Below are 13310 nucleotides of genomic sequence, written 5' to 3' on the forward strand. Positions count from 1 at the left end.
TCCTGAATTGCAATTTCTCTTACTCCCTATTAGGGATTGAAACCCGTAAGTGGATTTTTTGCCTAGAATCTCGCCATATTGCAATTTCTCTTACTCCCTATTAGGGATTGAAACGGCGACATACTGCAATAAAATCTCGCCTATTTTGAGTCGGATTGCAATTTCTCTTACTCCCTATTAGGGATTGAAACTAGTAAAAAGATCACGATCACGCACGTATTGCAAGATTGCAATTTCTCTTACTCCCTATTAGGGATTGAAACTTTTCCGTGTATTCTAGATTCTTTTCTACTGGAATTTATTGCAATTTCTCTTACTCCCTATTAGGGATTGAAACTTACACTCAGGACATGGTTGCCAACCTTGGAACAATATAAATTGCAATTTCTCTTACTCCCTATTAGGGATTGAAACTTTGTATTGAGCAAATGCTGGAAGAGTAATTAATGATGAAATTGCAATTTCTCTTACTCCCTATTAGGGATTGAAACAATTTTTTGTTCTTGTTGTTTTAACTCATATCCCAGGATTGCAATTTCTCTTACTCCCTATTAGGGATTGAAACATAACTGCATCTACATTCTGTGCCGAGCAACACCAGAGGATTGCAATTTCTCTTACTCCCTATTAGGGATTGAAACATAACTGCATCTACATTCTGTGCCGAGCAACACCAGAGGATTGCAATTTCTCTTACTCCCTATTAGGGATTGAAACTTCAATAGTGTATTCCTATCCAAAACACCAGGACAGGGAGATTGCAATTTCTCTTACTCCCTATTAGGGATTGAAACCTGTTTTCAATGGTGATGGATTCAGAGTATTTGGTATTGTGATTGCAATTTCTCTTACTCCCTATTAGGGATTGAAACCGATAAATACAAGAAGGCTTCGATAACAAAACCCATAGGATTGCAATTTCTCTTACTCCCTATTAGGGATTGAAACATGTATTTGTGAATACAGAAAGATTTTTTAACAATACGGATTGCAATTTCTCTTACTCCCTATTAGGGATTGAAACAGCATAGAAGTCGATAAAACGAATTGTTTTGTTTAATTGCAATTTCTCTTACTCCCTATTAGGGATTGAAACGATGCCGTCCAAGAGGGTGCTGGGACGATAGGTAAAATTGCAATTTCTCTTACTCCCTATTAGGGATTGAAACGACTGAACTTTGCTCCGTGGTTACTGGTGTGTCCTGTGATTGCAATTTCTCTTACTCCCTATTAGGGATTGAAACTTTTCTGTTTCTGGTTCAGGCTCAATCACTTTCTCTATTGCAATTTTCATTACTCCCTATTAGGGATTGAAACTAGGCTTTGGTCTTTCTGGTTTGGCTGATGGATTGCAAGGATTGCAATTTTCATTACTCCCTATTAGGGATTGAAACCACTTGCAGAAATAGCACTGTGGCAAGTAAAAAATCTAGATTGCAATTTTCATTACTCCCTATTAGGGATTGAAACGTCAAAAGATAATTTATTCCAGTTGCAGTCTGCAATATTGCAATTTTCATTACTCCCTATTAGGGATTGAAACTGAATTAGTCTGAGGAACTTTAGAAAGCTTTGCTAGTGAGGATTGCAATTTTCATTACTCCCTATTAGGGATTGAAACGAAACCCTAATGGTTATAGACTAAAAGACTATCAAATTGCAATTTTCATTACTCCCTATTAGGGATTGAAACGATTCGGTGGTGCGTGGTGCGTTTGCTGGCTCTGATTGCAATTTCTCTTACTCCCTATTAGGGATTGAAACAATACTTCAATCAACACTTCGTAAATAGCTTGTCGTTTATTTGATTTAGTTTGTGTCCTTAGCTGAACTAGGGACTTTCTTATATTATGTCAGACACTACAGTTTTTACCCCAGATTACTACCGAGTTTTTGAGTGCCGGGAAGGAAAGTGGTATATAAAAGTTGGCAAGCTTTTCTACTCAAAACTGCCTTTTGCTGTTGACTTTAATGATTTTGAGCTTCTATATGGAATCACTAAGCAGCAAATAATTATTGAGTTGTTCCGAGCAGGTGACGGCAAATCTGGTTACTATCTTGCTAATCTGCGTGGCAAACAATTTTACTATTGCGGAATCCAACCGGAAAACGTCAAATTTCGATTACGAAAATTGGGAATTGGCAGAGATGATCCAACGGAGTAATTTTGTGCCTGAAAAATTCTTCATAACTTGTAGCTAATTGCAATTTCTCTTACTCCCTATTAGGGATTGAAACCATAGTTTGTATCTATTACCTTTGCATCTTTACTTACGGAACACTACGCGAACGCAGTTCATTTAATCTAATTTCCTAGCATTGACCCTATTTACATCTCTTCGTGATAAAATGATAAAATTTATTTGCTAAGTGCAGAAATTAAGAGATTATGGAAATAATTACAGGTATTTCATAGAGGAAAATCTCACCCATGAGTAAATTATTAGATGAAGCCTTATCTCACCAAGTTGCACAAAGCATCAAAAGTAAAGCTAAAAAGCCTTTTGAAAATGCTTATAAAGCAGCTGTAGCAACCGAGGGTTCAAAGTATGTTCAAGGTTTTTTAGTATTTAGTGGTCAGCCATATAAACCTGTTGAACATGGTTGGATTGAGTTAGGTGATGTCATCATTGATCCCACCTTTCCTTATTTGCAAAAAAACCATAAAGACCTTTGGTATTTTCCCGCGCAAAGCCTGACTGTCAAAAAGCTAAAAGCAATAATCGACGAATCAAAAGAAGATTATCCAGAAGATGATCCTTTGCCAATTTATGGTAAAGCACCTTATGAATATTATGGTGATGTGATGTTAGGTGATCACGAATATTTGGTAGCTTATCAAGCTGCTGAAGTAAAATGTCGAGAAATTAATGGTTTAGAGAATGGGAAAAATTAACTTTAAGGAAATCACCGCAATATATAATTTTTCGTTTCCCTAAATTATACTCTGATTTCAACCATAATCCCTCCCTGCAACAGAGGAGGGAAAAAGACTTTTTTTTAAATAGCTACAAATTTAATTGTGTGTTAAAAACTAATAGGATTTTCCATCACTACCAAAGTATTCTCGATAGCTACAAATTTTATTATCTCGCACATCAAAAGCAACTGCAACTCGATTTTTGTAAGCTTTTCCCAATAAATTTCCTTCATCCCGAAATTCAAAAATAACTGTTTTTTCGTTGCTAGTAATGCTATCTAGAGAAGCCAACTTTAAACCATTTTCAAAAGCTTGAGAAACATATTCAAAAAATTCTTTTGCTCTTTCTTTACCTTGATTTAACCCGTGAAATTTTCCCATTGGGAACCAAAAGGTAAAATCATCTGTAGTCATATCTAAAAATGTTTGCCATTCACCAGTTGCTAATCCATGAGTAAAATGTGCAAATGCTTGTTTAGCAACTTTTAAAGTGTTTTCTACTTCTGTTGTCATCTGCTGTCCCTAACCGGATTTTTGGCAAGATCGATTTTGAGTAAAAATGAGTAAAAATGAGTAAAAATGAGTAAAAAATTTGAGTAAATAAAAGAAGCGATCGCTGTTCCGTTATCGATGTGCGATCGCTCTAATGAATTGACACCTAGCCAAAGGAATCAATCACAAGCATTATATCGCGCATACTGCCATATTCGGGTGCAGTGTTAACCCCTTCAGGTGTCTCACCCCACATCTACCTCTAATTTAACTTAAACAAGCCTACGTTTAACTTCTGTGGCTAAATCTACTAAAGCCACTTCTACTTGTTCACCACTTTTCAAATCCTTCAATGATGATTTTTCGGCTGCGGCTTCATCAGCACCAATAATTACACAAAATTGAATTCCTTGTTTATCTGCTGCTTGAAATTGTTTACCCAAAGGACGTTTTTCAAAGTTAGTCACAACATTAATTCCTGCTTGACGCAATTGTTGTGATACCTTTAAATAAACAGGCATTAAATCCTCTTGCATATTCACTACTACAACTTGGGTAGGTGTGGCAGATAATGTATTAAGAATACCCGCTTTTAACAACCGACTAATTAACCGAGTCAAGCCGATAGAAATACCCACACCAGGCATTTTTTCCCCTAAAAACATCCCCACTAATTCCTCATATCTGCCACCTGAACAGATACTACCTAAAGCTTCATGTCCTATAAGACTAGTTTCGTAAACCGTGCCAGTATAATAATTTAAACCACGAGCAATAGATAAATCAATACAGAAACGTTTTTCGGAAACTCCTAAATTTCTAACTCCATTAATTACCGTTTCTAATTCACTTACTCCTAAATTGAATTGCTCTGATTCTGATCTTCTAGCTAGGTATTTGAGTTGATCTAAAGTACCAACAACGCTATTATCAATTTTAATAAACTCAATAATTTTCTCTGTTTGTTCAAAAGAAATACCTTCTTTTTCTAACTCTGATTCAACCTTAGCTTCTCCAATTTTTTCCAGATTATCAATAATGCCAATACAGGCTTTTATTTGATTTTCTGCAACTCCCACTGACTGAAAAAAACCAGTAAGAATTTTTCTGTTATTGATGCGAATGACAAAATCACCGATATTAATTGCTTCAAAAATTTCGGTGATAATTGCAGGCATTTGGGCATCATATAACAAGCTGAGTTTACCACGAGCCACCACATCAATATCACATTGACGGAATTGCCGAAAACGTCCATCTTTTGCCCGTTCTCCCCGAAAAACCATATCCATTTGATAACGAGCAAAGGGAAAAGTTAATTCATTTAAGTGACGGGCAATATAAGCCGCAAAGGGAACAGTTTGATCAAATTTTAAAGCTCTTGCTTCCGAACCAGTTTCGCCGGATTTATCCTTTTCTGCTTGGCGATTTGGCGGTAAAATAGGCTCAATGCCATATATTATGTTATCACCTTGATTGCCCTTTGCTTGCAGCACTTCCAAGCGTTCAACGGCTGGGGTTTCAATAGGTGTAAAACCATAGCTTTCAAATACACGCCGAATTATATCAAGTAAATATACTTCTAAACGCTTTTCGCTGGGCAGAAATTCAGGAAAACCGCTAGGAGTAGAAAAATTTATTTTGTCGCTTTTTGTCATGCCTATACCTTGTCAAGTTGCAATTTTGGATATATTGCAATCCTACATTAAACAACTTGGGGAGTTACAGGCAAGATTTACTATGAAAAAAGAAAGCAGGAGATGCCCGACTTATTTATAAAGTTTGGGTAAAGTTATTGTTTATTTTAGTTATTTTTCTAGTTAAGTAATTATCCTGATGTAGTTAGTAGCAAATAAAGAATGTGTAACTTGATATAACCAGGTTACTTAAACTCTAAGTTTGACACAGTACTAAAAAAATATCAGCAGCTGAACAGCGGGTAGTTGTTAAAGTTACCAGTTTGTATAATTTAAGTCCCCATTGGGAAGAATTAGCACAGTTAGCAGGTGTTAAGTCAGGCAAGTAAGTGTTCGCATTTACTGAGTTGTTATTGTAACACGCAACTCATCATCGTCAATAGAAAAGGTAAACAACTACCCGACACCATTAGTGGCTTACTATCAATGCAATCTTCGGGGTTTGTGAAATTTGGATGTAGAATCTTGACAAAAGAGGTAGAAATAATGGATACTTACTTAATAACACTGAGATCAACAAGTAAAGCTATACTAAAAAGTAACTAAACCTGTTAATGTTGAACTTCTTGAAAAATTCCTTTTGTCGGGATTACCTGAAAAAAGTTTTTTAAAGAAAGAAAGCGTGCTTAAAAGTAAAATTTTTCACACATAAATCTGGTTAAGTAGGTGGACGGGGAAAAACAGAAATATGTAACGAAAAGTAAAATTGGCTCAAAACCTCTTCCCTGTTCCCTATTCCCTGTTCCCTGTTCCCTTGTCATAACGACAATTTTCAACGCCAACCTACTTAGTTATATCAAGTGATTGTTTTCTTTACATTAAGAAATCAATTTGTATCTCCAATCAACGAGGATAACAACGAATGAAGTACAAGATTAAATCCGCTTTTCAAAAGTTTGCTAATACGGCAATAACTCTATCTGGAGTTATGACTGCTGCCGGTATCACTCTGTCAGCCCAATCTGCTCAAGCACTGAATATATCATTTTCTACTACAAATTTTAGCCAAGTTACTGGTGTTGTTAAAAACAATGCATCTCCGAGTACAGTAATTAACACACAAGCTTCACCGAACGGATTCGGTAATGTATTTACAAGCAATTTTCTACTCATAGGTGCGAATACTACCAACGCAAACATACCTAATGACTCCTTAGTAAATAATAATAGTGACGCCAGAAGTAATATTTTTGCCGTTTCTGCTGCTGATGCTGCTCAACCAATTACAATGACCTTTAATTGGGCATTTAATGGTAACGCCACAGGAGTCACCAATGATGCTGATAGCTTCCTTATAAGAATCATTGGTCCGACTAGTAGAACATTTTTTCAGAGAACTACTGATCCGAATGACACTATCCCTGGTTATGGTTCTGGAATTAACGAAATAGCAACTGTCACTCCACTTGGAACAGCTGGAAATTACCGAATACAAATCTCTTTAAATGAAAATCTCAGTACTAACAGTTCCGCAGCAGGTTTCAACAACATTAACATTTCCTCCACCCCTGTTCCCTTTGGATTTTCCACAAATATGAGTTTGCTAGTATTTGGTGGGATGTTTTACGGTATGAATAAACTGAAAAAAAAGATGGCGGTAAAAAAGTTTCAGGCGTAAAGATAGAAAACAATACTCGTGGGTTTAGGTTTTATACCATTTCTTTATGAGGATGCGCTTTATTGCCGGATGTAGAGACGTTACATGAGTAGGGATTCTCGTCTCTACGGCATTTATTTAGCGCAATTTTACACAGAATTGGTATTAGCCCCCAACACACCCATAAATCGGGGGCTAAATTTCTCAAACTCCCCTTAACAAGGTGAGTAAATGTAATGTTTCGCTGGAAACAGAATTGACGTTTAAAGACTGTAAAACTTCCATAACTTTTGCTCAGGTTAAATTAAAAACCAACCCTACGACGGAAACATCATGATTCCGTCTTTTTTTTTAGCAACTTTTTTGATTTTACTCTGTATAAGTCCTAGTCAATAAGACTGAGAAAATTTATATTGACTTCACTCTTTCTTCTTGAATAAAAGTGCGTTGGTAAATTTGGTCATTTTTAAACCAGTGCCAAGTGCGAGCGCGATAGTTATTATCTGGACTAATTTGAATCATTTCATATAAATACATATCTGCTGGAAATTGTTTATAACCGAACCACAAAATAACGGTTGAATCATCAACTTCCCAGGCTCTACCTTGAATACGTTCGGTGTCAAACCAGAGTTTTTTATCTTGATATGTCCCTGGAAATTGATGTTCTTCTTTTTTACCATTTTCCCAGGTATAACGATTGATTTGATAGTAAGAATACTCGCTATTTTCAGGAAACTGACAACTTAAATGAGATTGATGACTGTCAAGGATTTTTCCTGTTGTATCAACTAGGGTATAAGTTCCCACCCATTCACCTTCATGACGAGCTAAAACAGGCATTTCTAAACGAATATTAAACATAATTAGTCATTAGTCATTGGTCATTGAGAAAAGGCTACAGGGAGAAGTTTTTTAATTTTTAATTCTTAATTTTTAATTGTTCCTATTCTCCATCATTAAACCACCAAGGGTCTTTATTGGTGTTGGTTTTAATCAAAAAGGCTTTTTTTCGCATGAATTTTTTAAACTTTGCTGCACCCATGTACGAAGCTCCTAAACCAGAAAATTTAAAGGCGTTTTTCTCTCCTTCGGGCATCATAGCTGTTAAACCTGCATCATTAATACTAATAGCACCGACATCTATTTGTCTAGCAACTGCTAAGGCTAATTCTTCTGATTCAGAAAATACAGATGCACTCAATCCATAAATAGAATCATTTGCTAAATCTATTGCTTCTTCTACTGTAGAAAAAGACATCACTGGCATAATCGGACTAAATGTTTCTTCAGTCATGATTTTCATGGAATGATTCACCTCAGTCATAACTGTGGGACGACACCACCAACCACCACCTAATTCTTCCACTTTACCACCACAGTGAATTACTGCTCCTTTGGATATTGCATCTTGTAGATGTTCGTTAATAATTGCGGCTTGGTTTTCAGAAATGATTGGACCAATTTCACCATTTTCTAATTTTGGATATGCTAATTGTAAGCGAGAAGCTTTAACTACCAATTGATGATAAAATTCTTCAAAGATAGATTCAGCTACATAAATCCTTTCTATTGATGAACAAGACTGTCCGGTGTTAATAACAGAACTCCATAAAATTGCTGAAGTTGCTAAATCTAAATTAGCTGATTCTAAAACAATAGCTGGGTCTTTTCCTCCTAATTCTAAGAACGCAGGAATAAAATTTCTAGCTGCGGCTTCTGCAACTACACGACCAGTTTCAACGCTGCCTGTAAAACAGATTAAATCTACCTCTTCAATTAAAGCTGCTCCTATTTGTCCCGCTCCTTCAACAAAATTTAACACATCGCGTAATTGAGGAACAGTATTAAGTGCAGTTATTAATGGTGCTACAAAACGAGGAGTAATTTCGCTGGGTTTGACTATGACAGCACAACCTGCTAGTAGAGCAGGAATTGTTTCAATTGTAGACAGCAAAAGGGGAAAGTTCCAAGGACTAATTATGCCTACTAATGAATAAGGAACGGCAGTTTGTTGTAAGGCTATAAATGAAATAGATGTATTTTTGGCATTTTCTTGTAATAACTGGGGGGCTAAATTACACCATCTATCAATATTAGAAATAAAAGAGTTAATCTCTAATTCTGATGTTGATAATCTGCCTGTATCATTTACCAATGCATCTGTTAGCTGTTTACGTCCAGATAATATAGCTTGCTTCCACTGTTGTAAAGCTTCAATTCTGCCATCAATACCCAATTCGTGCCAATGAATTTGTCCTCTGCGAAGACGGTGACACTGCTGGGATAGTAGCTTGGGAGGTGGTGGGATAATGACGTAATCAAATTTCCCGGTGCGAGGGTTGCGGATTTCTATAGGTTTTGTCATTGGTAATTAGTCATTGGTAATTAGTCAAATTATCTCTAATTTAGCTAGGTATTCAATAGTTAATTATTTTGGATAAAGTGTTTGTGATTTATTTCTCCCTCAAGCATAGTATTAGGGGGGGTAATAGACAACTCTGATAAAACGTCAAGTCGCTTCTCTACGAGACGCTGCGCGAACGCTCCAATTAAAAAAAAAGTCAATACACTATTTACGGTATTCTCAAAATAATACATTTATTATTGCTTGTATGTCTTATTGTCAAAAACTACGGGAATTACTCGCACGTCCTGAAATTATCGTTATTCCCGGTGTTTATGACTGTTTGAGTGCAAAGTTGGTAGAGAAAGCAGGATTTGATGTTGCTGCTACCAGCGGTTTTGGGATTGCGGCTTCTACGCTGGGTTTACCTGATTACGGGTTTCTGACTGCTACAGAAATGCTGTATAGTGTAGGGCGAATTGCTCAGTCAATTAATATACCGTTAATTGCTGATTGTGATACGGGCTATGGTAACGCTTTAAATGTGATGCGAACTGTGAAGGATGCGGTACAGTTGGGGTTAGCTGGGGTAATTTTGGAAGATCAAGAATGGCCAAAAAAGTGTGGTCATTTTGAGGGTAAGCGAGTAATTCCCATGACAGAACACGCGGGAAAAATTCGTGCTGCGGTGGAAGCAAGGGGTGATAGTGGGTTGGTAATTATTGCGAGAACAGATGCACGCGCACCTTTAGGCTTAGAGGAAGCGATCGCTCGTGGACAATCATACATCAATGCCGGCGCAGATGTCTTGTTTGTGGAAGCACCCCAATCTGTGGGAGAATTACAAACCATAGCCGCAGCTTTCCCTGATGTGCCGTTGGTAGCTAATATTGTAGAAGGTGGGAAAACACCCGAAATTTCCGTAGATGAATTACAAAAATTAGGTTTTAAAATTGTCTTTTTCCCCCTAACTGCACTCATGGCTGTAACTGAAGTCATGAGTAGTTGTTTCCGTCACCTGAAAGAACAGGAAAACACAGCTAATTTTCCTGGTTTGATGAATTTTAGAAATTTTCAAGAACTCATGGATGTTCCCAAATATCTGCAAATTGAAAAGCAGTATCAAGAATGAGTTGATAATAGGTGATTGGGCGTTAAAAAATATAATATAAACCTAACCCCCAACCCCCTTCCCTACCAGGGAAGGGGGAGTCAAAGCCTCTCCCCTTGTAGGGGAGAGGTTTGGAGAGAGGTTTTATATTTAATTGTGCCAAGCTACTTAGGTGATTGGGAAAACCCTGACTCCTGACTCCTGACTCCTGACTCCTGACTCCTGACTCCTGACTCCTGACTCCTGACTCCTGACTCCTGACTCCTGACTCCTGACTCCTGACTCCTGACTCCTGACTCCTGACTCCTGACTCCTGACTCCTGACTCCTGACTCCTGACTCCTGACTCCTGACTCCTGACTCCTGACTCCTGACTCCTGACTCCTGACTCCTGACTCCTGACTCCTGACTCCTGACTCCTGACTCCTGACTCCTGACTCCTGACTCCTGACTCCTGACTCCTGACTCCTGACTCCTGACTCCTGACTCCTTCTTCAAAATTACGCCTTTTATATGAGGCTGTTGCATTCCCAAATAGGAAAATAAAGTGTCAATTACAGAACATCGGATTACAGTAGATTCCCTAGAATGGTTTTATCGAGAAGCAGAATCAATTGGTAGAAGTGACTTATTACCAGTATTGTGCTTACACGGTATAGTTTCCCAAAGTTATAGCTGGAGAAACATTCTACCAGCTTTGGCAGCACAAGGTACAAGAGCGATCGCACCAGATTGGATTGGTTACGGATTTTCTGCTAAACCTGAAAAACAGGATTTTGCTTATACTCCCGACGCATTTATTACAGCTTTAGAAGGATTTGTGAAAGCTGTAGAATTAGAACGTTTTTCCTTAGTTGTACAAGGATTTTTAGGTTCTGTGGGCTTACAATATGCCTTGCGTCATCCCGAAAAAATTGCCAACATAGCTATTTTAAATACACCCATTTCCACTGCTGCTAAATTACCTTGGAAAATCAAACAAATGGGTTTACCTTTAGCAGGAGAAATGATGACTCAAGACCCTTTATTAGTTGATAGAACTTTAGAAGGTGGTAGTCGTTATCGTATTGAAGATAAAGATTTAGATGTTTATCGTAAACCCTATTTGAAAACTTCTTCATCTGGTCGTGGTTTGCTGTCCACAATTCGTAATTTGCAGCTTGAACAAGCGATGATTGAAATAGAATCTGGGTTTAAAGAATGGCAACAACCCATTTTAGTACAATGGGGAATGATTGACCCTTGGTTGTCGGTGGATATTGCCGAAACCTTTGTGAAATCTGTCCCAAATGGTGAAATAATCAAACTTAATAATGTTGGACATTATCCTCAAGAACATTATCATGAAGTGATTTTACAAGACCTGTTACCTTTTGTACGTCGTTCTGAGTCTAACTAGTGCAAGTAGGCAGAAAGCAGGAGATAAAAAACGTAAGAATTCAGGAGTCAGGAGTCAGGAGTCAGAATGCTTATGAAATGAAGAATAGAGAGAACTGAGATTTTATCAAAAATTTCTCCCCCCTATCATAACCTTCCGTAGAAGGAGAAAGAACTTCAATAATCAGTAAAGGATTGAGAATTTCATCAGTACGATTGCCGTTAAATTCCGGTTCACCATTAATCACCAGAACATCTGCATAAGTTCCATGATTAAAATCAGGAATCCAGATTCTTAAGTCTCCATTATAATAAAAAACTAAGTTTTATCAGCTTTTCCCACTTTTTGACTAGATAGTTATTTCCGCCAATCTACTTAGTACAACAGTGAATTCAAAATTCAAAAAGCAGATTAAGCTTGTTAAACTGTTGTGAAAGGTTAGTTAACAAATTATTCAGAAACAGATGAAAATTGCCATCATTGGATGTGGTTACGTTGCTGATTTCTATCTAAATAACATCAAATCTCATCCTGACTTTATTGTGCAGGGAGCATTTGACCAGAATCCCAATCGACGCGATGAGTTTTGTCGGTATTTCTCACTCAATGCTTATCCGACTTTGGAAGCAGTTCTGGAGGATTCGTCAGTTGAAATGATCCTCAATCTAACTAATCCCAGAAGCCATTTCTCTGTGTCTGCTGCTGCAATTAATGCCAATAAACACGTTTATACAGAAAAGCCTTTGGGAATGGATCTTAACGAGGCTCGTCTCCTAATTAGTATGGCGAAAGAAAAAAATGTCCGCCTCGGTTGCGCTCCCTGTAATGTGTTAAGTGACACAGCACAAACTGTTTGGAAAGCTATCAGAGATGGTGCTATTGGCAAAGTGCGATTAGTGTATGCCAATTTCGATGATGGAATGATTGCTCCCAAGATGCAACCCTGGTCATGGCAAACCCAATCAGGGGCTTGTTGGCCTGCAAAAGATGAGTTTGAAGTCGGTTGTACCTATGAACACGCAGGATACTTTCTCACCTGGTTAGCCGCTTTTTTTGGTCCAGCGAAGAAAGTCACAGCATTCTCTTCCTGTCAAATACCGGATAAGGGAATTCAGGTTGATCAAATGGCACCTGATTTTTCCGTTGGTTGTATCGAGTACAACGACGGGGTTGTTGCCAGAGTCACAGCTGGATTAGTTGCTCCCAGGGATAAATCTCTAACAGTCATAGGTGATGATGGAATTCTCTTTGTTCCTTATTTGCGTAATGACCAGGAACCAGTTTTAATTCACAGAGATGATGATTACGAAAATCAACAATTTGTAGAGCGTCTGCTAACTAGAGTCAAGTCCAAAGTTGAGTATGTAGCCAACCAATTGCAGATAAAAACTGATAAATTGGGCTACTATCAAAAGTATCCGATGGTCAAAGGCAAATCATTTCGTCCAGCTGGATCTGGAAAATTCGTCGATTTCTTTCGCGGACCTCAAGATATGCTTGATTCAATACATAATGACCAACCTCACCGACTTTCTGCTGAGTTAGGACTTCACATAGTTGAGTTGATTGAATGTCTTCAGTATCCGCAGCAGTTTAACTATCACAAGGAAATTCACAGCACTTTTCCCGCGATTCAACCCTTGATATGAATATCCTACTGAAGTTATTTTTAGTAACTAGATGATTAGACATCTCCGGTAAATACTGTAGAGACGTTCCATGGAACGTCTCTACAAGGGTTTTAGGTCACGCATATTTAATTTTCACCA

At 37.7% G+C, this 13310-nt stretch carries 11 protein-coding genes, 1 pseudogene and 1 CRISPR repeat array (1 of these 13 running past the window's edge); of the genes and pseudogenes, 6 read left to right on the forward strand and 6 right to left on the reverse strand.

The window, feature by feature from the left end:
* Positions 1–1764: a CRISPR direct-repeat array (repeat unit 24 nt; unit sequence TTACTCCCTATTAGGGATTGAAAC); it begins 1018 nt to the left of the window's first position.
* An 86-nt stretch (positions 1765–1850) separates the two neighbouring features.
* Positions 1851–2165: a hypothetical protein gene (locus A9Y75_RS18615; protein ID WP_071191042.1), complete on the forward strand. Its 315-nt coding sequence runs from the start codon at positions 1851–1853 to the stop codon at positions 2163–2165.
* 266 nt (positions 2166–2431) lie between these two features.
* A complete protein-coding gene (locus A9Y75_RS18620; protein WP_071191043.1) occupies positions 2432–2896 on the forward strand; it encodes a hypothetical protein in 465 nt (154 codons plus the stop codon).
* Between the two features lie 138 nt (positions 2897–3034).
* On the opposite strand, the gene A9Y75_RS18625 is transcribed toward A9Y75_RS18620, so the two are convergent.
* Complete coding sequence (locus A9Y75_RS18625) at positions 3035–3433, reverse strand: nuclear transport factor 2 family protein (RefSeq protein WP_071191044.1); 399 nt, start codon at positions 3431–3433, stop codon at positions 3035–3037.
* A gap of 251 nt (positions 3434–3684) precedes the next feature.
* A complete protein-coding gene (gene hisS, locus A9Y75_RS18630; protein ID WP_071191045.1) occupies positions 3685–5070 on the reverse strand; it encodes a histidine--tRNA ligase in 1386 nt (461 codons plus the stop codon).
* Positions 5071–5971: 901 nt separating this feature from the next.
* Here hisS and A9Y75_RS18635 point away from each other — a divergent pair.
* On the forward strand, positions 5972–6727 hold the full coding sequence (locus A9Y75_RS18635; RefSeq protein WP_071191046.1) for a hypothetical protein: 756 nt from the start codon (positions 5972–5974) through the stop codon (positions 6725–6727).
* A 387-nt stretch (positions 6728–7114) separates the two neighbouring features.
* Here A9Y75_RS18635 and A9Y75_RS18640 read toward each other — a convergent pair whose 3' ends face one another.
* Together A9Y75_RS18640 and A9Y75_RS18645 are read right to left on the reverse strand one after the other, a co-directional pair.
* Positions 7115–7570: a DUF3598 family protein gene (locus A9Y75_RS18640; protein WP_071191047.1), complete on the reverse strand. Its 456-nt coding sequence runs from the start codon at positions 7568–7570 to the stop codon at positions 7115–7117.
* An 82-nt stretch (positions 7571–7652) separates the two neighbouring features.
* Positions 7653–9074 (reverse strand): aldehyde dehydrogenase family protein, encoded by a 1422-nt coding sequence (locus tag A9Y75_RS18645; RefSeq protein ID WP_071191048.1) that lies wholly within the window; start codon positions 9072–9074, stop codon positions 7653–7655.
* Between the two features lie 247 nt (positions 9075–9321).
* Here A9Y75_RS18645 and A9Y75_RS18650 point away from each other — a divergent pair, with 247 nt between their 5' ends.
* Entirely contained in the window at positions 9322–10185 is an 864-nt protein-coding gene (locus A9Y75_RS18650; protein WP_071191049.1) for an oxaloacetate decarboxylase, read from the forward strand.
* Positions 10186–10328: 143 nt separating this feature from the next.
* On the opposite strand, the gene A9Y75_RS26750 is transcribed toward A9Y75_RS18650, so the two are convergent.
* Positions 10329–10691 (reverse strand): hypothetical protein, encoded by a 363-nt coding sequence (locus A9Y75_RS26750; RefSeq protein ID WP_083389664.1) that lies wholly within the window; start codon positions 10689–10691, stop codon positions 10329–10331.
* Positions 10692–10710: 19 nt separating this feature from the next.
* On the opposite strand from A9Y75_RS26750, the gene A9Y75_RS18660 reads away from it, so the two are divergent.
* Positions 10711–11562, forward strand: coding sequence for an alpha/beta fold hydrolase (locus A9Y75_RS18660; RefSeq protein WP_071191050.1), 852 nt, complete (start codon positions 10711–10713; stop codon positions 11560–11562).
* Positions 11563–11671: 109 nt separating this feature from the next.
* On the opposite strand, the pseudogene A9Y75_RS26755 reads toward A9Y75_RS18660, so the two are convergent.
* Positions 11672–11851: pseudogene (locus A9Y75_RS26755) on the reverse strand (Uma2 family endonuclease); the annotation flags it as partial.
* 154 nt (positions 11852–12005) lie between these two features.
* On the opposite strand from A9Y75_RS26755, the gene A9Y75_RS18665 reads away from it, so the two are divergent.
* Positions 12006–13190: a Gfo/Idh/MocA family oxidoreductase gene (locus A9Y75_RS18665; RefSeq protein WP_071191051.1), complete on the forward strand. Its 1185-nt coding sequence runs from the start codon at positions 12006–12008 to the stop codon at positions 13188–13190.
* The last annotated feature ends 120 nt before the right edge of the window (positions 13191–13310 follow it).

It is taken from the genome of Trichormus sp. NMC-1, assembly GCF_001858025.1.
Classification (GTDB): domain Bacteria; phylum Cyanobacteriota; class Cyanobacteriia; order Cyanobacteriales; family Nostocaceae; genus Anabaena.